This is a genomic window from Xenorhabdus vietnamensis (genome assembly GCF_002127535.1).
GTDB lineage: Bacteria > Pseudomonadota > Gammaproteobacteria > Enterobacterales > Enterobacteriaceae > Xenorhabdus > Xenorhabdus vietnamensis.
Map to the genome: position 1 here is coordinate 1 of NZ_MUBJ01000024.1, position 18772 is coordinate 18772.

The following is an 18772-nucleotide window of genomic DNA, read 5'->3' on the forward strand; positions in this document are numbered from 1 at the left end:
ATGCTAAAACGGGTATCACTCAGCCGGATTACAGTCATCGCTAACAGGGGGCAGTATGAAGCCTGATTTATACGCCTTTAGCCACTTACGCCCTGATGCCAACCGTGCCCGTGGTTATACCGGGCGTTATGCTTCATGGCGCTCACCGGATATTCAGACAGAGCCGCAGGAAGATACCACCACTGATACACGCAGCAATGCCCCCTGGATAGCATGCAGTCAGGAGGCAAAGAACAATCCTGTCTATGCGTTGCATCTTATCGACAATCATACGCCTTACCAATCTGCAATCGCAATGCTCAGCGAGAGCCATCGTCACCTCAGCCGATACACCACACGCAAGATGGAAGCGGTCTGTTCAGGCTGGGAACTGTTAGACGGGGAAGATAAGAATCTGGAGGCATTCAACTACAGTCTGAGGACCAATGATGCGAACGGGTATCAGGCATCATTACGGGCAGCGAGTGAGAAGCTGGAACGGTACATTGAGCCGATGAACTGGAAAGACATCGAAAGACCGGGCAACCATCATGCTTAAAACTTTTTGGGTCCTTACCAGAGCTTTCATAAATCACGGGCATTGCGCGCCGTGCAGTTTCACTAGCTAAAAAATTTTGAAATTTGGGTAACAGGTAACACATCGGTTTTTACGATGTTATACATATCCATTTGAAATATATAAATTAAAATTAATTTTCATACCATAAAAATATGTTACCTAACTTGTTACCTTCGTAAATGGGTAACAACAAGGGTAACAGTCAGGGTAACAAACCGGGTAACACATTAGGTAACACACCTGAACCCGATACCCCGGCAAAAATTGTTGAACGTATTCTCACGGGACGGGGCGCAGACATGTCACTGGATGAAGCCCGCACCATGAAGGAAAACTATCTGGCGCTGTTGACCCAGTACGACTACGACCTGAAATCCGGTCAGGTGTTACCGTGGCAGGATATGATTGATGCCGTCAGACAGGAATACGCCCGGATGCGCACCCAGCTGATAGCAATAGCCCCTGAACACGGGCCACGACTCCGGGCTATCGCGTCCAGTTCAACCGATGCTGAATTCGTGGCAGCATTGCAGGAGGTTATCTATGAGGCGATGTACGAACTGAGCCTTGATGATGAGGCCGCTACGGTGTGATAAGGGCAGAATATGCCTGCCAGTAAGAAACAGTCCATACACCCCACACAGCCAACGGGAGGGCTTGAAATTAAGCTGTCCCATAATCCTCTGTGCGGTTTAGCCTTGATGATATAACCCGTTGATTTTAGCTAATTCTGTCAGAAAACCAGAATTCCGGTTCTGAGTATTAATTAAGTTAAATCAATGAATTATAAAACACCTAAACGTAACCAATTGATATTACTTAATTCCTGCACTGTGCCAGAGATTAAGGAAATCAAGGAGTTAACCAACTGTTGAGGAAATCCCTATAGTTGCCGCAAGGTGTGATATCCCATCTTGGGTATGGTGATTTCCCCAACACCTTTTATTTGTGCAGGTATCCCATAGATTAAAGGGCAATTTCTGGCCTATAGTGATAGTGGCTCGTTCTCATCCTCACTTGAACTCTTCTTTGGCAAAAGCGCGCCTGAGCGCCAAATACCATCAAAAAATCTGAACATTTAAAAGTGCTGTTTATGTGTACAGAAATGTACTGGTTCAGCGGGGCATTTTAGCAGTGAATTTTTTGAATAAAATAGTGATGACCGCTCTTCAATATAAGTTTTAAGAAGGATGAACTGAGGGAAAAATCAGACCCAAAACAGGCAGGAATGGCATGTATTTTTGTTACACTTTCTTACAAATAGAAACATATTAGTTATAAACAAAAACACCTCAGAGGGGAAAATCTGAGGTGTCTTAAATTTTACTTCACGTGCATTTTACGTGCACTTTTAAGTCCATTTACTGTCATGACAGTGACCACTCAACTTTGCCAACTGGCTGTTTTTCAAGTTGTTGTCCTGACACTGTCCTACCAAATTTGGTGGAGCTGGCGGGAGTTGAACCCGCGTCCGAAATTCCTACATTTTCCTAGAGATCTATATAAAACATATGATTACGTTATTTTTCAATATATTAATGGACAATGGCGGACAGTATAGAACAGTGGCTTTAGAGCTGAGTGGACACAATGTGGATCTTATTAGATTTCCAGTGCCAACTGTGTAAGAGGATTTTTTGTTATTGCATCCTCTAAATGGTCAGGGGCAAAATGCGAATAGACCATAGTCATTTTGATATCAGCATGTCCTAGTATTCGCTGTAATACTAAGATATTTCCACCGTTCATCATAAAATGGCTGGCAAATGTATGCCGGAGAACGTGTGTACATTGTCCTTCAGGTAAAACTATTTTGGCTCGTTTTATTGCTCGTTCAAAAGACTTACGGCATGGGGTAAATAACTTGCCTCGTTTTTTAGGAATCAAGTTATAGAGTGATTCGGAAATAGGCACAGTTCTATTACGTTTACCTTTTGTTTTGGTAAATGTAATTCGGTTTGGTGTTATTTGATGTCCTTCCAATTCTTCAGCTTCACCCCAACGTGCTCCTGTAGCTAAACAGATTTTACTAATTAAAAGTAAATCTTTGCTTTTGGATTCCTTACAAGCATCTAATAATTGAATGATTTCATCAGGGTATAGATATGCTAATTCATTCTCTTGCGTCTTGAATGTAGGCAAGCCAGATAATGGATTGGGGTAATTAATATGCCCTAGTTTTTTGAGTGTGCCAAAAACAGAAGATAGGTTACGTTGTTCATGGTTTACCGTGATCGGTTTTACTGCCATGATTCGACCTCTGGCATCAGGCAATAAACCAGCTAACCTTTGTTCTCTGTACTTACTAAAGTCAGCAGCAGTAAGCTGGTTGGCAATAGGATCACCCAATCCATTACAGATGGCAGTTAATTTTGATTGCATTCTGGCTGAGTCTGCTAGTGTTCGGCCATAGAGTGAATACCAGAGTGAAATTAACTCAGATAGTTTTCTATTATCTTCTTTCTCTCCAAGCCAGGGTTTATCTTCCATTTCCTCCAATATATAGCGCTCATAAGCAAGTGCTTCGCCTTTAGTGGCAAATCTTTTACGAATACGCTTACCTTTAACCCCGTTAGGGCGTAGGTCACAGAGCCATTCACCAGAATCAATTTTTCTAATAGTCATTTATAAAACCGTATAAATAGAAACTACTTTTCCTATTACGTTGATTTCATCTATATCACAATCAATAGGATATTTACCGCCATCCATACGAATTTTATTACCGGGAAGTAAGATTAAATCCTTAAATGAGTGCTTACCTGAAAACTCGACTAACCATTTGCCGTCATCGGCATTTTTATTGCTTTTATCGACAAAATAGATGCTCTTATCATCTCTGATAGCATCAAGTTCATTATAGTTCTTAGGGAGGATAACTTTGTCAAAAATGAGGGAGCTAGAGGTGGTTAATTTTTCATCAGTTAATTTGAATGTCTTTAGCTTAACTATATCAGTCTGAATTGTGCTGTGAACACTTCCTGTTCCGAATGAGAGCCATTCAATAGAAGCACCTGTTTCTAAAGCACAACGTAATACAAGGTCTGCAGGGAAATTATCTCGTATGATTCTATTCCCAAGTGTCCCCTTACTAATACCTAAATGATTAGATAGTTGAATTTTTGTTTTGAAGCCATAGGCCTCACAAATCCTATCAATGGCAGCTCTTGCCCCTGTTTCTAAATTCATTTTTATCACCAAAAGAAAACTTTTTCATTGACGCTTACGTTTAGTAAGTCTACTATGATTTAAAATTACGAATGTCGAACAATATGGTACAATGTCGAACAATATAGGGCAGTATCAAACATGGTTCACGAAAGGAGAATTTTGCACTATGCAAACAACTAATTCAATAACAGCTCAGTCTCGCTGGGTTACATACAAACAGTTTAGTGAATTATCAGGGATTTGCCATAGAACAGCTAAGTATTATGTTTCTGTAGGTAAGTTGAAAATCAAACCAAAAAAGAAATCAAGCGAGAGAGTTTACATCGATTGGTGGGCTTGGAACGATTGCTAAGGCTTTCTTGAATTGTTCACTTTTGGTTGTTGTATTCACATTAAGTGAACGAAAAGGTAAGTAACAATGTTTGATGGCAGGAATGAGAACATAATTAGTCTGAGGTCAGTATGAACGCATTAAAGCAGCACCAATACAAACTAACCAGTGAGTCATTCTATACAAAACAAGGTAACGGATTTGTTTTCCCGCTCGTCCTATGTTCCGTTGCTTATTTTATTTTGTTTCTAATTAGGTGAGGTTTTTATGAACACGGAATACCAATTTGAATCAACAGAACAGCGCGCTTTTCCAATGGATTTTGAAACGCGTGTTAATGGTTTAAATCAACTTGCTCAAATCAGGGCGAAACTTTTTAAATCTGCTAATGAACAGTTGGCTGCCTTTATTGCTGAAATGCGTGATAAACGCAATGAGCACTATGCTGATAATATTCGCTTGTTAGGCGCTATATTCTATCTTGCCAATATTCCTAAAGAACGGCATAAGCTGGAATTAGATCAATTTACCCGTGAAGAAAAAATTAGTATTACAAAGGCAGTGAATTTAATTAAGGCAGCGGGTGCATATTTGCCAAATAATTTATCACTACCTAATTAAACAATAATAAATATCGATTTTATTTTAATGGCGTCAACACGTCAGGGAATCCCTTTATCTAAAAATAGGAAATAAAAAAATGAATATACCCGACCCTATATTTACCCCTGCTGAAATAAACACTGATGATCATGCGGTCATTATTGAACATTGCATCAAACAAAATCGTGAAGATGAAAGACGTGTTAGGGCAGATGGTCATGCTTCGCGTCTGCGTTACTTCGCCATGATTGCGAAACGGGATCGCTTAGATTGCGATGCCATTGTCAGCCTGCTGGAAAGCGAGGCCAGTGAAATAGAGCGTCAGGCGCAAGAGTGGAACTATGTTTGATGTCGATATTGATTACGCCTGCCAACAGGCTGAGGAAATACTGGTGCGCAAAATTGCACAGCATGTAAACCGTCCCATAGGTATTTCTGCATTTGAATGTAAAGACTGCGGAGAACCAATTATTGAAATACGCCGTACTCAGGTTCTTGGTTGTTCCCGTTGTGTAGATTGTCAGGCAGATTTTGAATTAATTAACAAACATTATCGGAGTTAATAAAATGAATAAAGGCACAGAACGTACAATACATAATTTAAAAATAAAAAGCGTTTACTTTGAAGCTGTAAAAAGCGGTGAGAAAAAAGCTGAATTTATAATCAATGACCGTGAATATAAAAAAGGCGATTTTCTTGGGTTATATGAAATTGATGATAACGGCAATTTAACTAATGATTCTATTATCGTCAGAGTGACTGATGTAACCGCCATTAATAGTGCTTTATATCCGAGTGCCACCAAAGAATTTGTTTTGGCTTTGGTTTCGTTCGAATTATCTTCTATAAATTGTGTGTTTGCATGAGTCTTGTAGAAAAAGCAAAACAAAACAGCGGCGCACAATCCAAACCGCGCCGCCAGTACAGCAAGTTCCAGCCAGAGATGCCACAAATAGCCACTCTGGCTGAACGCATTATGTGGGAAGTAAACCCTGATGATTACACATGGTGTCACCAGTACTTTGGACACCTGCCGGATTCGTTGGCGATTTACTTCGTCAATCGTTATGCCAACATCTTCAAACAGTCAGGCCGCGACGGTCGTCGCCGTGCTAATACGTTTTTGCGCCAGTTCAGCCAGAACGTATTACCCCGGTTCAACCTAGTTAATGAGCAATATCAATTTCAAAGCCTGGTCGTGGGTGCTGCACCTTTTCCTTTCATTGAGCAACTTGACCGCCTTTCCACATTAGGACGTCAAGAGATCAAACTATTGGCGCACGGTGTAGCGCGGTATATGACCGACAGTTACGAACATTTGGTGAATAACTCAGTTACCCCTGACAATGAGCAGAAGGCCCGCAAGAGATTAATTCATATCTATGCCCGATTGGCAAAATTAACTCAGCAGGTTGGGACAGCCGCACCTTATTCACAGCAATTCACCAAAGGCAGAGAATCACCAACCGAAGATCAGTTATGCACCAGTTTACTGCGCATGATGTCTGACCAATGGTGGTATGCCCGCTTAAAGCGTATGCGTGATATTCGTGCTGAGCATATGGCCATTGCCGTGGGGCAGGTACAAAAAGCGGCTTCATCTTATGTTTCACGCAAGACCTTGCAGGAATGGACAGAGCAAAAGCGCCGTAACTGGGAATTTCTGCAAGAGTTTGAGCTGGAAAATGAAGACGGTGAACGGGTTCCACTCGTTAATAAGGTGTTGGGCAGCATTGCTAACCCTGCCGTTCGTCGCTGTGAACTGATGGTGCGTCAGCGTGGCTTTGAGGATTTAGCCAATGAAATGGGCTGTGTCGGTGATTTTTATACGATTACTGCGCCATCCAAATATCACTCGGCACACAGCGGCGGCGGTTTTGTGAAGAACTGGAACGGCGCAAGCCCACGGGATACGCAAAAGTATCTGTGCGGTGTCTGGGCAAAAATTCGGGCGGCATATTCCCGTGCGGGGATCAGTGTGTTCGGTTTTCGTGTGGTAGAGCCTCATCATGACGGGACACCACACTGGCATCTGTTGTTGTTTATGCTTCCTGAACATGTCGAAAAAATGCGTGGCATTGTGCGCGAGTATGCAATGCAAGAAGACGCCCACGAGTTAAACAGTGAAGCGGCTCGCAATGCCCGTTTTTTGGTGAAGCCGATTGATCCCAAAATAGGTAGCGCAACAGGCTACATCGCTAAATACATTTCAAAGAACATTGATGGCTACGCGCTGGATGGCGAAATAGATAACGAGACAGGGGGAAACCTCAAGGATATGTCTCGTTCTGTTTCTGCTTGGGCCAGCCGCTGGCGTATTCGTCAGTTCCAGCAGATTGGTGGTGCTCCGGTTTCTGTTTGGCGTGAACTGCGTCGCTTAAGGGGTGACGAACAGATTTTGCCTGATGAAGATATGGATAACGTTCGCTTTGCAGCGGATATTGGCAACTGGTCAGCCTATACCGAATGTCAGGGCGGGCCATTGGTTGCCCGTAAAGATCTTACTGTCCGTCTTGCATATGAAGTGACTGAACAAGGCAATATCTACGGGGAAGATGTTCAGCGTATTTCTGGTGTTTACTCGCCCCGTTTGGGCGACTCATCTTCTTTTGTTACCCGTACTGTGAAGTGGAAGATTGTGCCGAAATCCAGCCCGCTGGCTGCGGACAAGGGTTTGGCTTTTGACCCTGTTTTTTCTTCCTCTTGGAGTTCTGTCAATAACTGTACGGAGGCACGAAGTGCGACTAATAAAGGCATTAAAGACAGTGATCTTTGTCTGGAGGAATTCCAGCATGGCTGGCCTAAAATGAGTGAGCGCGAAAAGATAGAACGTATCTACGAATCGGCCAAATTACAGGGTTTAGCGATGAGCGATAATCTGGCGCGGGCACTATTGCGGGGCAACAGCATGTCTGTAAAGGGAAAATACTATCGGTTATCGATGTTTGGGCATTTGAACGAAACCAAACCGCCACATACGGAAAGAACAAAATTGCTACTAAACAGATTAAGTAAAATATCATGTATCAATATGAATATTAATGAAATCATTCGTGACCCTAAAGGACATTATCAGGGTTTTTGATAGAAATATCTGGAAATATTGGATAAGTCACATAATTTATTATTTCTTAATGAAATTAATGTAATTGTTAATTATATTTATATGTATTGTATAAAAACAAAACAATATATATTTAAAGAGGATTATATGGTGGATTTTTTTTCTGAATCAATTTCACTGGAACGAATTGATTTATTATTACGCTTGGCAACTAAAGGGGGATGTAGCCATGATGAGCGTTATCAGGTTCTTATTTGGTGTTCTGAATTGACCACCCAATTAATTGAACAGTTTGATCAAAATGAAAAAAAGCCACTCAATAGTGGCTCAACACTGAACTTATGCGGCAGGGGTCTGCAACAAATCTAACGCCATCTGGCGCTGTTGCGGATTGAGGTTATTAATCACAGTCTGCAACAGGATATCACCCGTTTTGGCACTGGGGCTGAGGGTGTGTGAAAACGTCAGATTCATCACAAAAGTGTGCCCACATTCCACATCAGAGCACGAACAATAAATATCAGCGATCTGGTGGTGCATCCGGTTGGTTTTGCGAATGACGGATTTAGCGCCGCACTCAGGACAGATGATTTTTAATACACGCATGTTTCTTATCCCTAATGTGTCGATTTTCCTCGATTTTACCATTTTCTTGCTCATTCTGCACCCGAACTGACGTTATCTTTCTTGAAATGAACGAATAATGTTTCGGGAATATCACTGCTATTGATGGCGTTCATAAACATGTTTTGTACGGGGATCACTTCATCTTTGCGATAAGCATCACGGGCTTTTTCCGGGTCGCCCAGTCCGCCAACATTGGTCGGGATGATGCCCGCCAGTCCCGCCGGGAATCGGTGGGCGGTCAGCACATCCTGTGAACTGATGCTTTTCACATTGGCAAACTCATCATTGGCGGAAATATCCCCGACCGGAATAAATTTAATGCCGTCCGGATCGCCATTGGGAATGCTCACAAACATGGTTTCAAAATTGCCGATGCCCTTGCTTTGGGCCAGCTTGTTCTCAATTTCTTTTTCGGCTTCATCCGAGATATTCGGGTCATTGATGTAAATCATGCCGCCTGTATGCCCGCCGTTGTGGTAGTAGCGGCGGCGGAAGATGGTTGCTTCGGAGTTGAGCAGGGCCGCATGAATGCCGCCGATATAATCCGGCAGGCCGTAAACCTGCTGCTGGGGATCATACTGCCTGATAAAAATCACTTCTTCCGGGGTGTAAACCAATGGCTCACCCTCCTGCAAGATCACAAAATCCCCGTCTTTACGGCGGCGCAGATAAAGAGACGGCAAGACTTCCAGTCTGACGATATCACCCCAGAAGTTACGCACTTTCAAAAGGGCCACATCCCCGAAAATCAGGAAATTCATCATGGCTGACCGGAATTGCTCATGGGTCAGCCCGCCACCGAGATAATCCGAGGCAATCATATTGTGCCGGGCATAGAGAACGCCGCCATGCTGCCCGTTCATGTTGGTCAGTTGCGCCAGCGCCAGACGGTCAATCGGCAACGTGTAGTGATCATAATCATTGTCATACCAGATTTTCTGGTAATCCGTCATGGAAGTGAGTATCGGTTCGGGTTTACCCAGTGTGATAATGCTCATTTTCCGCTGTGAATGCGGGACGTGTGACGCTTTGGCGTTCTTCCTGAACTTTCTTTTGCTCATTGTGTGGCCTTTGAAAATGAATATTTAGAGGTGCGTTTCTTCTCGTAGTTAAGCGGCTCATTCATCAACGCATGAGCGATGGCCCAGAACACGTCAGCGTGTCCGGTTTCCTGCGAACGGTCAGCCACAAAGGTCATTGCGCCCCCTTTGGCTGTGGTGGTATGCCGGATAGCTAAGAATGAAGCCAGGATTTCTTTTTGTTCCCCGTCCCACTCAAGGCGTTCTTCGCTGACCACATCAATCATTTTTATGACCAGTTGGTTTTTGCTTTGCTGGCTGTAGTGGATGGCCTGCGTTTGCCGTGGGGCGAAGTCCTGTACCATCTCATAAACCCCGTGCCCAATCCCCGTGGTATCGATGCCGATATGGGTAAAGCGGTAACGTTTGAACAACTCTTCAATCAGCTTGGCCTGATGCTTCCAGTTCATGCCCTGCCAGTAGAACGTGGCTAACACACGGAAGCGTTCACCCGCCATCAGCGGTGGGGCGACAATCACAAAAGTAGAGGTATCGCCGGAGCGGGCCGGGTCGAAACCGCCCCAGACTTCACGCTCACCAAACGGGCGCGAGGCGTCAGGGTTGTGATCTTCCCACAGGTTGATGTCGATGCCGCATTTTTCCAGTTGGTGGTACTTGAATACCGATGCGCCGCTGTCCACAAACTGGCACATATAGAGCATGTTAAAGGTGTCTGCATTGTACTTGTTGCGCAGACGGTCGATATTGGCAAGGTTAAACCCGCCCCTGATGGCATCTTCCAGCGTAATGACATAACGCCACTGATCATCAGGACAGTCACGCCCGCCATCGCGGTATTCATCAAAAGTAGGAAAGGCCACATTCTTACGTTTGGCATCACTGCCGCGCCATGTGTCACCCGTCCAGAATCGATAAGCCGGATGTGTTTTGGCGCTGGGCGTTGAAAAATAAGTGGTGCGCCAATGATCATGGGTGGCCATTGCAGAAGCCACTTCGTTCAGGTGCGTAAAGTCAGGCACCCAGAAGTATTCGTCACAATATAAATGACCGCTGTAAGATTGCGCAGTATTCTTATTAGTCGATAAGAAAATGAGTTCTGCGCCATTGCTCAAGCGAGGACGCTCACCTGTTAAGGTGATCCCGAAAAGCTGTTCAGCAAAGTTAACAATATAAGAGCGGAAAACCTGTGCCTGTGGTTTAGACGCTGACAAAAACACTTGGGTTTTCCCTGTTAATACCGCATCTTCAAAAGCTTCAAACGCAAAATACCATGTTGCTCCAATCTGGCGAGACTTGAGGATATTCCGCACATGCTTATGCTTATTGGCGCGCAGGTGTTTCTGATAGCCAAACAGATTGCCATCAACAAAAGTCTGGAAATCTTCTTCTGTCAGCGCTGAGATATCATTTTTACGGTAACGTTTCTTTTTCTTCTGCTCACTATCACCGGATTGACCCTCATCACTCTGGCTGCCTGACTGTGCCCGTGCTTTAATGTCAGCCAGTTTTTCTTTGTGTTTATTTTCCTGCGCCATCAGTTTCACATGGTGGGCAATCAGGCGGTCGAGTTCGTCCAGCTCTATAGCATTTTTATCATTGCGTTCACTGAGCAAGGCAATACGGCGGTTGACCGCCTCAATCACACTTTCATGGCTGAGCATATCCGCCCAGTGCCATTTTTCTGCCCAGTAGTACACAATCCGTCGGTTGGGCAGATTCAGTTCACCGGCAATTTCAGCCGGGGTATAGCGGCGCAGGTACAGCGACTTCACCACGTTAATTAATTCATCAGAATATTTCGCCATGCTTCCTTTTCCTGACTATCCTTTATTTCTCAGCCCTCATTATGCCGGGCTAATTTCCGCCTTACGCCCCGCCAACTTCGGTTCAATTCGGTTATGCGCCATATCCGAATTCATTCGCAGTGCGCCTGTCGCAGCATTTTTTTGGATCCGCAATACTGTGGGGGAAGCAAAGATAAGGAATGCGATATGTCTCAGTTAATGACGAACTGGATATGTATTGCCATGGAGGGCGACACGGTTGATGGCCGGGTGATGGAACCGCAGTGGATTCTGGATGCTGCCGAACTCTACGACCCTCAACTGTATACCGCCCGAATCTGGCCGGAACACGACCGCTGGTTTGGGGCGATGGGGGAAGTGCTCGCGGTCAAGGCCGAACGCGGGGAAGACGGGGCTTTGCGTCTCTATGCACAACTGCGACCCAATCACCGCTTGTTGGATGCCAACCGGGACGGGCAACTGTTATTCACCTCCGTGGAGTTTACGCCGAACGGTAATTTTCGCGGCACAGGCAAAACCTATCTGGAAGGACTGGCAGTCACGGATTCGCCAGCGAGTGTAGGTACAACACGCCTACAGTTCAGTAAAAACAAAAATCCTCATCGGTCAGGCGCGTATAAGCCACTGGTGATTGACGAAGTTAAAGATATTAAGGAAAGCAAGATGGCAAAGGCCAAAAAAGGATGGAGAAGCTTTTTTAACGTGGAAGAGCCGGAAGAAACCCCTGCCGAAACCACAGGTGACGATGCGTTGCAGGCTATCGCTGAGGCGTTGGCTGAGATGGATAAGCGAATGACCGCCGTCGAAAGCAAGCTGGAATCCACGGAGCAAACCGTGGAAGAAGTGCAGGAAGATGTCGAAACCGTGAAAGAAGTGGTGGATACCGAAGATTTTGCCTGCCTGCGCGATAACTTGCAGAAGATTGTGAAAAACTTCGGCAAGCTGGACACGCTGGCAACCCGTGTGCCGTCACGCAATCCGAAAGGCAATAAAAACGCCCGTTTTAAATTCCTATAACCGCGAAGGGAAGAACTATGCAATTAAATCAACGGGCACGGGAGTTTTTACAAAACTACTCTGTGGGATTGGCTGAATCCTATGGCGTTGAGAAAACCTCACGTTACTTCGCACTGACTGACCCAAAAGAAACCGCCCTGCGCAGTGCGCTGCTGGAGTCGGTCGAGTTACTCAGCATGATCACCTGTGCCGATGTGGATCAGCTTTCCGGGCAGGTGGTGTCAGTCGGTAATCCGGGACTGTTTACCGGGCGTAAGAAAGATGGCCGCTTTATCCGTGCCACGGGCATTGATGGCAATGAATACAAACTGACAGAAACGGATTCCGGCGCGGCGTTGAAATGGGACTTGCTGTCCATCTGGGCAAACTCCGGCAGTGAACAGGAATTTTTCCAGCGTATGCAGGCCTTTACCAATGAATCATTTGCGCTGGATATGCTGCGTATCGGGTTTAACGGTCAGCGTGTTGCTGAGACAACCGATCCAGAAACGAACCCGAACGGGGAAGATGTCAACAAAGGCTGGCACCAGATTGCCAAAGAGTGGCACGGTGGCAAGCAGGTCATTACCACGCCCGTGAAACTGGATGAGCACGGTGATTTTCACTCACTGGATGCGATGGCCTCCGACCTGATTAACACCTGTATTCCGCAGCAATTCCGTCATGATCCGCGTTTGGTCGTCTTGGTGGGTGCGGATTTGGTCGCCGCTGAACAATATAGGCTTTATCAGGCCGCTGACAGGCCAACAGAAAAAATCGCCGCTCAGATGCTGGGCAGCTCGATTGCTGGGCGTCCGGCCATGGTACCGCCCTTTATGCCGGGTAAACGGATGGTGGTGACGATGTTGCCGAACCTGCAAATTCTGACCCAGCGCAACACCCGTCAGCGTAAGGCGGAGTTTGTGGATGACCGTAAGCAGTTCGAAAACAAATACCTGCGCAACGAAGGTTACGCGATTGAAACGCCAGAATTGTACGCGGCCTATGATGAGAACGCCGTGACCATTGGTCAGGTAGCTGAACCGACTGAAAAACTGGGTCAGGGCGCTGAACCGGATAAAAAACCGGATCACGAATAATGTTATCACCCGCTCAACGACACCGGGCAGCGGTGGAACTGCGTCAGAAACTGGAACGGCAACAAGCGGTTGCCATTGCCGATGGCGCCAGTATGCACCTGCAAGCCCGTGCCATTGAGCAGGACGTCAAGCGGTTGCGCCAGTTAACACTGACGGCAGAAAAGGTTGAGTTGAAACGCCACGAATTGCTACCCAACTACCTGCCGACGGCACAACGCTATCTGGATGAAGGCGAGGTGTACAGTAACCCGATTTTCGCCTGCTGCGTGATCTGGTTATTTGATATCGGGGAATTCAGTCAGGGACTGGACTGGGCGGATATCGCCATTGAGCAGGGACAGCTCACCCCCGACCATTTCCGCAGCGGTTTTCCGGCGTTCGTGGCCGACACCGTGTTGCTCTGGGCACAGGCGGAAGCCGAAGCAGGCAACCCGGTGGAACCCTATTTTTCAAGGACATTCCTGAATGTGACGGAAAAATGGAAGATACACGAAAAAATAAAGGCGAAATACTACAAATTTGCTGCCCTGAGTCTGCTGAAAGGGGATAGCAACGAGATTAAGGCAAGTTCGGTTGACAGTCTGGATGTGCTGGCGCAGGCCGATAGCTGGCTGGCAAAAGCGCATAAATGCAACCCGGCATCAGGCGTGAAAACCTATCGGCAACGCATTGCCGCCCGCTTGCGGGCACTGACAAACGAAACGCTTAACCTTAATCAATAACGACTACCGCAAGCCGGAGCGGGCGCGGTGGAGGCAAAGCCATCAGGCATTTGGCCGTGGAAACCGGACAGCCCGCTTTTTCTTCAGGGAGGAGAACAGATGTTTAACGGCAATACCGTGGATTACCGGGACGCACCGCTGACCAATGACGGCTTTTGGCCGGATTTGAACCTGCGGGAATTTCAGGTCAACCGCAAGCTGCCTGCCGACTTAGATAACGACATGCTCGCCAATGCGCTGCTGGCGACCGTGGCAGAAATCAACCTTGATTTAGCCAACCTGAAATCCCGTTTGCAGGCTGAAGGTTATCAAAAGGCAGCGGATGTGCCGGGTATTGCCATTAATGGCAATAACGCGCTGGTCAGCCAGTATAAAAAGGCGGTTTATGCCCGGGCAAAGGCCGATTTACTGGGGGAATACACCTCATTAGTCAGCCGTGCCCCCAATCCGGGGCAGGAAAGCCCCGAAGTGCGCAACCGCCTGCTGGCTGAGGCCGCTGTGGTACTGCGTAATATGAAAGGACAGGGACGCACAACGGTACGTTTGATATGAGCAAATTACAGCAATTAACCGCATTTTTGCGGGAAAATCTGCCAAAACGGATTTGTGAAACCGAATTTACCAGTGAAATGGATGAAATCCGCTTTATTCCGGCACAACGGGATTTGGGGCTATGGCAATACCAGATGTTTATCCAGCAATATGAAGCGGTGATTGCGTGGGGGCGCTTCCCCTATCGGGACTGTGATCCGCGCAATATCCCGCTGCTGATTGATAGCTGGCTGACGGCGCAGGGCGACAGTTTGGGGGATGCCAATGTGGAGCAGGAACAGCCCACCTTAACGGTGGAAGTGGATGGCGATACGGCGGTGGTGTTGGTGTCGTTATCATTGGCAGAGCCTGTCGTGATACGCGAAGACCCCAAGGGCATGATCCCGTTTGATGGCAAGCGCTGGTCACTGGCGGAGTCCGAAATCTGGTTCGCTGAACAAGGCGCGGTGCACAGCGTGGATGAGACAGGCGCACACATCGGGAAACGGCCAGCATGATGCACGGGCAGTTAAACCCGGATCAGCTTAAGGCATTGCAGGACGCACTGGGCAGCCTTGAGCTACCGGAGAAAAAGCGGCAGCGGCTGTTATGGCGCATCGCAAAATACGGGCTGATTGATGCGGCAAAGCGCCATGTGCGCAATCAGCGTTCGCCCGACGGGGAAAGCTGGGCTGCCAGAAAAAGCCCGTGGCGCAAGAAGATGCTCAGGAACATGCCGAAGCTGTTGCATATCCGGGAAATGCCAGAAATTCAAGCGGTACGGGTTTATCTGCAAGGTGGACATTACCGCAATGGCCCTCAGCAAGTGCCAGCCGGGGTTGTCGGGTATGCGCAGCAGCACGGGATGCGTTTTCAGGTCAGTCGGCGACAGGTACAAAAGACCGTTGACCGTGAACGGATGGCGACCATCAAGCAGGCCAAAAAGCTGCGTGATTTGGGTTATCAGGTCAGGAAGGGCAAGCGCTGGCGTAAGCCCCCGATCAAGGAAATCACCGCCAGTATGGCGTTTATTCAGGCCGGGACGTTGATCCGCGAACTGAGCGGTGAAACAGCCAAAAGCGCATGGACAGTGGATGTGCCTGCCCGTGCATTCTTAGGCATGAATGATGACGAGTTCAGCAAAGCGCTGGCTCGCCAGCTACAAGGGATTGGATATGGCGCAGGGTAAGCGCCTCAATAAAGGATGACATTATGTGGCCACATGTTCAGGTTAATCAGGTTAACCAACTGCAAGGCGAAACCAAGGAGATTGAACGGGTATTGCTGTTCGTGGGAGCAGGCAAAACCAACGTCGGCAAGACCATTGCCGTCAATACCCAGACCGATTTTGATGCGGTATTGGGGACGACTGATACGGCCCTCAAGCGTCAGGTATTGGCAGCGATGGCAAACGCAGGACAAAACTGGTCTGGCTATGTCCATATCCTGCCGGAACTGGCCGATGAACGGGCGTTTGTGGAGGCCATTATTTCTGCACAGACCATTGCCAGTGTTGAAGGCTATGTCCTGACCCACGGCGCGACCAAAGACGTGATTAAGGCCGCACAAACCCTGCGCGCCAATACCATCGCCAAATTTGGTCGCTGGCAGTGGGCGATACTGGCGGTGGATGGCCCCCAGTCTAAAGAGCCGTGGGCGGATTACGTCACCCGTCTGGCGGAGCTGCAAAAGGGCGAAGCCGTACCCTCCGTGCAGTTGGTGCCGTGTCTGTGGGGCAATGAGGCAGGTGTACTGGCCGGGCGCTTGTGCAATCGTGCCGTCACGGTGGCCGACAGCCCGGCACGGGTACAGACCGGGGCGTTGATGGATTTGGGGGCCAGTGACTTCCCGAAGGATGGCACAGGCCAGCCGATTGATCTGGCGACCTTGCAGGCACTGGAAAAACTGCGTTTCAGCGTGCCGATGTGGTATCCCGATTATGACGGCCTGTACTGGTCAGATGGCCGGACGCTGGATGTGGAAGGCGGCGATTACCAGAGCATCGAAAACTTGCGGGTGGTCGATAAAGTGGCGCGCCGCGTGCGTTTGCAGGCGATTGCCAAAATTGCCGACCGCAGTCTGAACAGTACACCGGGCAGCACGGCCACCCATCAGGCTTACTTCGCCCGCACCTTACGTGAAATGTCACGCAGTACCGAGATTAACGGGGTGACGTTTCCGGGGGAAGTGAAGTCGCCGAAAGATGGTGATGTCGTGATTACATGGCGCAATAAAAACACGGTGGAAATTTATATCACTATCCGCACCTATGAATGTCCGAAAGGCATTTCAGTGAGCCTGTTGCTGGATAGCCGTCTGGAGAAAAGCGCATGAGCCAACGTATTTCAGGCCAGTCGGTCGATTTTAATATGGACGGGGATCTGGTTCATGCCGAAAAGGTCAATCTATCCATTACCGATAACACCGCCGCTGCCCAGACGCAGGGCGTACCGGATGGCTATATCGCCGGGGATGTGGCGGCTGAAGGTGAGATTGAACTCAGCACCAAATATCTGGAAATCGTCACCGCCAAAGCGCGTTCGGCGGGGTCATGGCGGGGCATTCAGCCCGTTGACCTGATGTGGTACGCCAAGGCAGGCAACGAGGAAATCAAGGTTGAAGCCTACGGCTGCAAGCTGATTGTCAGCGACATTCTGGACGTTGATCCGAAAGGCGGCAGCGTCATGACCCACAAAGTGAAATTCGTGGTGACCAGCCCCGATTTTGTGCGCATTAATGGCATTCCCTATCTGGAAGCAGAACTGACACAAAGCCTGATTGGGTAAGGATGGGGTTCATGGAAGAACATGAGAAAACCTTTGTCACGCTGGTGCTATTGGGGGCACTGATTGCGTTAGGCAAGATGCTGACCGGCAACGAACCGATCACCTTACGGCTGTTTATCGGCCGGGTTATCCTCGGTTCAGCGGTGTCAGTGATGGCAGGGGCGTTGCTGATTTGGTGGCCGGGCATCAGCCCGATAGCGGTCACGGGGATTGGCAGTGCACTGGGAATTGCCGGATATCAGCTCATTGAGGTCTGGTTACGCAAGCGCGGGAGCGCATTACTGACAGGGAAGTTAAAGCAATGACACTGAGTGAAAAACAGCAATTATTTGCGGTATGGGCTGCCCAGTTGATCTTATGGGCGGACGAACGCGGCTACCGTGTGACGTTGGGTGAGGCGCACCGCGCCCCAGAGCAGGCGAAACTGAATGCCCGGAAAGGCACGGGGATTGCCAACAGTCTGCATACGCTGCGTCTGGCGGTTGATCTCAACCTGTTTATTCAGGGCGAGTATCAGACCCGCAGTGAGGCGTATTTGCCACTGGGGGAATATTGGGAGTCGCTGGGCGGTACATGGGGCGGGCGTTTTTCTCGTCCTGATGGCAACCATTTTTCGCTCGAACATAACGGGGTGAAATGATGCTAAACGCCCGGACGCTCTATTTCGTTGTGGTGGCGTTGGCGTTCGGTGCGGGCTGGCGCGTCAATCATTATTACCGTGACAGCATGGAACTGAACATCGCCCGGACGGCGGCGCAAACCGGGGAGAAAATCCGGCAGGAATTGCAGGCCATTTCCAGCGCCTCCGCCCGGCAACTGGAAGCAAAATTAGAGGGGATAGCCCATGCCGCCCCACGAGAAATACATACTGAGGTGGTTAAGCCTGTTTTTACTGCTGTGTGCGTTAGCCCTGAGTTTGTCCGGCTGTACAACGAGACCGCCGACAATATTGAGCGAACCTTATCAGGAAAACCTGCTGACAAAATGTCAGGAACGGTTGCCCCGACTGGCGGGAATGACCGGAAATAATTTAGCGAATATGGTGATTGATTATGCCCAAATCTATGGCCATTGTGCCGCCCGGCATAATCAGTTAGTGGAAGAAATTAATAAAAGAAAGGAATTCATTCATGAGCAAAGAAAATAAAGTTATTACCTTAATTATCGCTGAACAAGAAATTAATTTTGAACCCAATATCATTGCCTATAACAGCATGATTAATGACATGGCAATGGACAATAAAATTGTGCCGATTGTCACTTACTTACGCCGCATTGTGCAGCCTGCCTGTAAAGCGGCACTGGATGCACTCTTGCAGATACCCGGCGCCGCCATGCAGATAGTGGAAAGGGTCAATGCGGAATATGCACCTAAGCTGGATATCGAAATAAAAAACTGAATGCACGGGTTAAGGCGATTGAGAATAGTGTATTTG

General features: G+C 47.9%; 27 protein-coding genes. 22 read left to right on the forward strand and 5 right to left on the reverse strand.

Annotated features, from left to right (window positions below; all coding sequences use genetic code 11):
• Positions 1-55: 55 nt before the first annotated feature.
• Positions 56-538 (forward strand): hypothetical protein, encoded by a 483-nt coding sequence (locus tag Xvie_RS16750; RefSeq protein ID WP_086110320.1) that lies wholly within the window; start codon positions 56-58, stop codon positions 536-538.
• 200 nt (positions 539-738) lie between these two features.
• Positions 739-1152 carry a hypothetical protein gene (locus Xvie_RS16755; RefSeq protein ID WP_208612608.1) on the forward strand — a complete coding sequence of 138 codons (414 nt, stop codon included), beginning with the start codon at positions 739-741 and terminating at the stop codon, positions 1150-1152.
• Positions 1153-2161: 1009 nt separating this feature from the next.
• On the opposite strand, the gene Xvie_RS16760 is transcribed toward Xvie_RS16755, so the two are convergent.
• The gene (locus Xvie_RS16760) at positions 2162-3184 is read right to left on the reverse strand and encodes a site-specific integrase (protein ID WP_086110321.1); all 1023 of its coding nucleotides are present in this window, start codon (positions 3182-3184) and stop codon (positions 2162-2164) included.
• Entirely contained in the window at positions 3185-3748 is a 564-nt protein-coding gene (locus tag Xvie_RS16765; protein ID WP_244175699.1) for a phage repressor protein CI, read from the reverse strand.
• Positions 3749-3896: 148 nt separating this feature from the next.
• On the opposite strand from Xvie_RS16765, the gene Xvie_RS16770 reads away from it, so the two are divergent.
• The 7 genes from Xvie_RS16770 (at position 3897) to Xvie_RS16800 (ending at position 8098) form a co-directional block, all read left to right on the forward strand.
• On the forward strand, positions 3897-4082 hold the full coding sequence (locus tag Xvie_RS16770; RefSeq protein WP_086110322.1) for a hypothetical protein: 186 nt from the start codon (positions 3897-3899) through the stop codon (positions 4080-4082).
• A gap of 246 nt (positions 4083-4328) precedes the next feature.
• Positions 4329-4682: a DUF5347 family protein gene (locus Xvie_RS16775; protein WP_086110323.1), complete on the forward strand. Its 354-nt coding sequence runs from the start codon at positions 4329-4331 to the stop codon at positions 4680-4682.
• 79 nt (positions 4683-4761) lie between these two features.
• The gene (locus tag Xvie_RS16780; RefSeq protein WP_086110324.1) at positions 4762-5013 is read left to right on the forward strand and encodes a DUF2732 family protein; all 252 of its coding nucleotides are present in this window, start codon (positions 4762-4764) and stop codon (positions 5011-5013) included.
• Complete coding sequence (locus tag Xvie_RS16785) at positions 5006-5227, forward strand: TraR/DksA C4-type zinc finger protein (RefSeq protein ID WP_086110325.1); 222 nt, start codon at positions 5006-5008, stop codon at positions 5225-5227. The genes Xvie_RS16780 and Xvie_RS16785 overlap by 8 nt, the downstream gene beginning before the upstream one ends.
• A gap of 4 nt (positions 5228-5231) precedes the next feature.
• Positions 5232-5531 (forward strand): DUF3850 domain-containing protein, encoded by a 300-nt coding sequence (locus Xvie_RS16790; RefSeq protein WP_086110326.1) that lies wholly within the window; start codon positions 5232-5234, stop codon positions 5529-5531.
• A complete protein-coding gene (locus Xvie_RS16795; protein ID WP_086110327.1) occupies positions 5528-7750 on the forward strand; it encodes a replication endonuclease in 2223 nt (740 codons plus the stop codon). The genes Xvie_RS16790 and Xvie_RS16795 overlap by 4 nt, the downstream gene beginning before the upstream one ends.
• A gap of 18 nt (positions 7751-7768) precedes the next feature.
• Positions 7769-8098, forward strand: coding sequence for a hypothetical protein (locus Xvie_RS16800; RefSeq protein ID WP_086110328.1), 330 nt, complete (start codon positions 7769-7771; stop codon positions 8096-8098).
• Here Xvie_RS16800 and Xvie_RS16805 read toward each other — a convergent pair.
• The 3 genes from Xvie_RS16805 to Xvie_RS16815 are packed head-to-tail and all read right to left on the reverse strand — an operon-like array spanning position 8069 to position 11201.
• Positions 8069-8389, reverse strand: coding sequence for an Ogr/Delta-like zinc finger protein (locus tag Xvie_RS16805; protein ID WP_086110329.1), 321 nt, complete (start codon positions 8387-8389; stop codon positions 8069-8071). The two genes, Xvie_RS16800 and Xvie_RS16805, sit on opposite strands and share 30 nt — an antisense overlap.
• Complete coding sequence (locus Xvie_RS16810; RefSeq protein ID WP_086110330.1) at positions 8386-9417, reverse strand: phage portal protein; 1032 nt, start codon at positions 9415-9417, stop codon at positions 8386-8388. Before Xvie_RS16810 ends, Xvie_RS16805 begins: the two co-directional genes overlap by 4 nt.
• Positions 9414-11201 (reverse strand): terminase large subunit domain-containing protein, encoded by a 1788-nt coding sequence (locus Xvie_RS16815; RefSeq protein ID WP_086110331.1) that lies wholly within the window; start codon positions 11199-11201, stop codon positions 9414-9416. The genes Xvie_RS16810 and Xvie_RS16815 overlap by 4 nt, the downstream gene beginning before the upstream one ends.
• Before the next feature lie 186 nt (positions 11202-11387).
• Between Xvie_RS16815 and Xvie_RS16820 the strand changes: the two genes are divergently transcribed.
• The 13 genes from Xvie_RS16820 (at position 11388) to Xvie_RS16880 (ending at position 18736) form a co-directional block, all read left to right on the forward strand.
• Positions 11388-12218: a GPO family capsid scaffolding protein gene (locus Xvie_RS16820; RefSeq protein ID WP_086110332.1), complete on the forward strand. Its 831-nt coding sequence runs from the start codon at positions 11388-11390 to the stop codon at positions 12216-12218.
• A gap of 17 nt (positions 12219-12235) precedes the next feature.
• Positions 12236-13297: a phage major capsid protein, P2 family gene (locus Xvie_RS16825; protein ID WP_086110333.1), complete on the forward strand. Its 1062-nt coding sequence runs from the start codon at positions 12236-12238 to the stop codon at positions 13295-13297.
• Complete coding sequence (gene gpM, locus Xvie_RS16830) at positions 13297-14019, forward strand: phage terminase small subunit (protein WP_086110334.1); 723 nt, start codon at positions 13297-13299, stop codon at positions 14017-14019. Before Xvie_RS16825 ends, gpM begins: the two co-directional genes overlap by 1 nt.
• A gap of 99 nt (positions 14020-14118) precedes the next feature.
• Positions 14119-14571 (forward strand): head completion/stabilization protein, encoded by a 453-nt coding sequence (locus Xvie_RS16835; protein WP_086110335.1) that lies wholly within the window; start codon positions 14119-14121, stop codon positions 14569-14571.
• Positions 14568-15068, forward strand: coding sequence for a phage tail protein (locus Xvie_RS16840; RefSeq protein ID WP_086110336.1), 501 nt, complete (start codon positions 14568-14570; stop codon positions 15066-15068). The genes Xvie_RS16835 and Xvie_RS16840 overlap by 4 nt, the downstream gene beginning before the upstream one ends.
• Positions 15065-15739 (forward strand): phage virion morphogenesis family protein, encoded by a 675-nt coding sequence (locus Xvie_RS16845; RefSeq protein ID WP_086110337.1) that lies wholly within the window; start codon positions 15065-15067, stop codon positions 15737-15739. The genes Xvie_RS16840 and Xvie_RS16845 overlap by 4 nt, the downstream gene beginning before the upstream one ends.
• A gap of 20 nt (positions 15740-15759) precedes the next feature.
• Positions 15760-16884 (forward strand): DUF2586 domain-containing protein, encoded by a 1125-nt coding sequence (locus Xvie_RS16850; RefSeq protein ID WP_208612609.1) that lies wholly within the window; start codon positions 15760-15762, stop codon positions 16882-16884.
• The gene (locus Xvie_RS16855) at positions 16881-17336 is read left to right on the forward strand and encodes a DUF2597 family protein (protein ID WP_086110339.1); all 456 of its coding nucleotides are present in this window, start codon (positions 16881-16883) and stop codon (positions 17334-17336) included. The genes Xvie_RS16850 and Xvie_RS16855 overlap by 4 nt, the downstream gene beginning before the upstream one ends.
• 11 nt (positions 17337-17347) lie before the next feature.
• Positions 17348-17641 (forward strand): phage holin family protein, encoded by a 294-nt coding sequence (locus Xvie_RS16860; RefSeq protein ID WP_086110340.1) that lies wholly within the window; start codon positions 17348-17350, stop codon positions 17639-17641.
• Entirely contained in the window at positions 17638-17976 is a 339-nt protein-coding gene (locus Xvie_RS16865) for a M15 family metallopeptidase (protein WP_086110341.1), read from the forward strand. The genes Xvie_RS16860 and Xvie_RS16865 overlap by 4 nt, the downstream gene beginning before the upstream one ends.
• Complete coding sequence (locus Xvie_RS16870) at positions 17973-18365, forward strand: hypothetical protein (RefSeq protein WP_422645947.1); 393 nt, start codon at positions 17973-17975, stop codon at positions 18363-18365. Before Xvie_RS16865 ends, Xvie_RS16870 begins: the two co-directional genes overlap by 4 nt.
• Positions 18286-18483, forward strand: coding sequence for a hypothetical protein (locus Xvie_RS25885; RefSeq protein ID WP_086110343.1), 198 nt, complete (start codon positions 18286-18288; stop codon positions 18481-18483). Before Xvie_RS16870 ends, Xvie_RS25885 begins: the two co-directional genes overlap by 80 nt.
• Positions 18467-18736: a putative phage tail assembly chaperone gene (locus Xvie_RS16880; protein WP_086110344.1), complete on the forward strand. Its 270-nt coding sequence runs from the start codon at positions 18467-18469 to the stop codon at positions 18734-18736. Before Xvie_RS25885 ends, Xvie_RS16880 begins: the two co-directional genes overlap by 17 nt.
• The last annotated feature ends 36 nt before the right edge of the window (positions 18737-18772 follow it).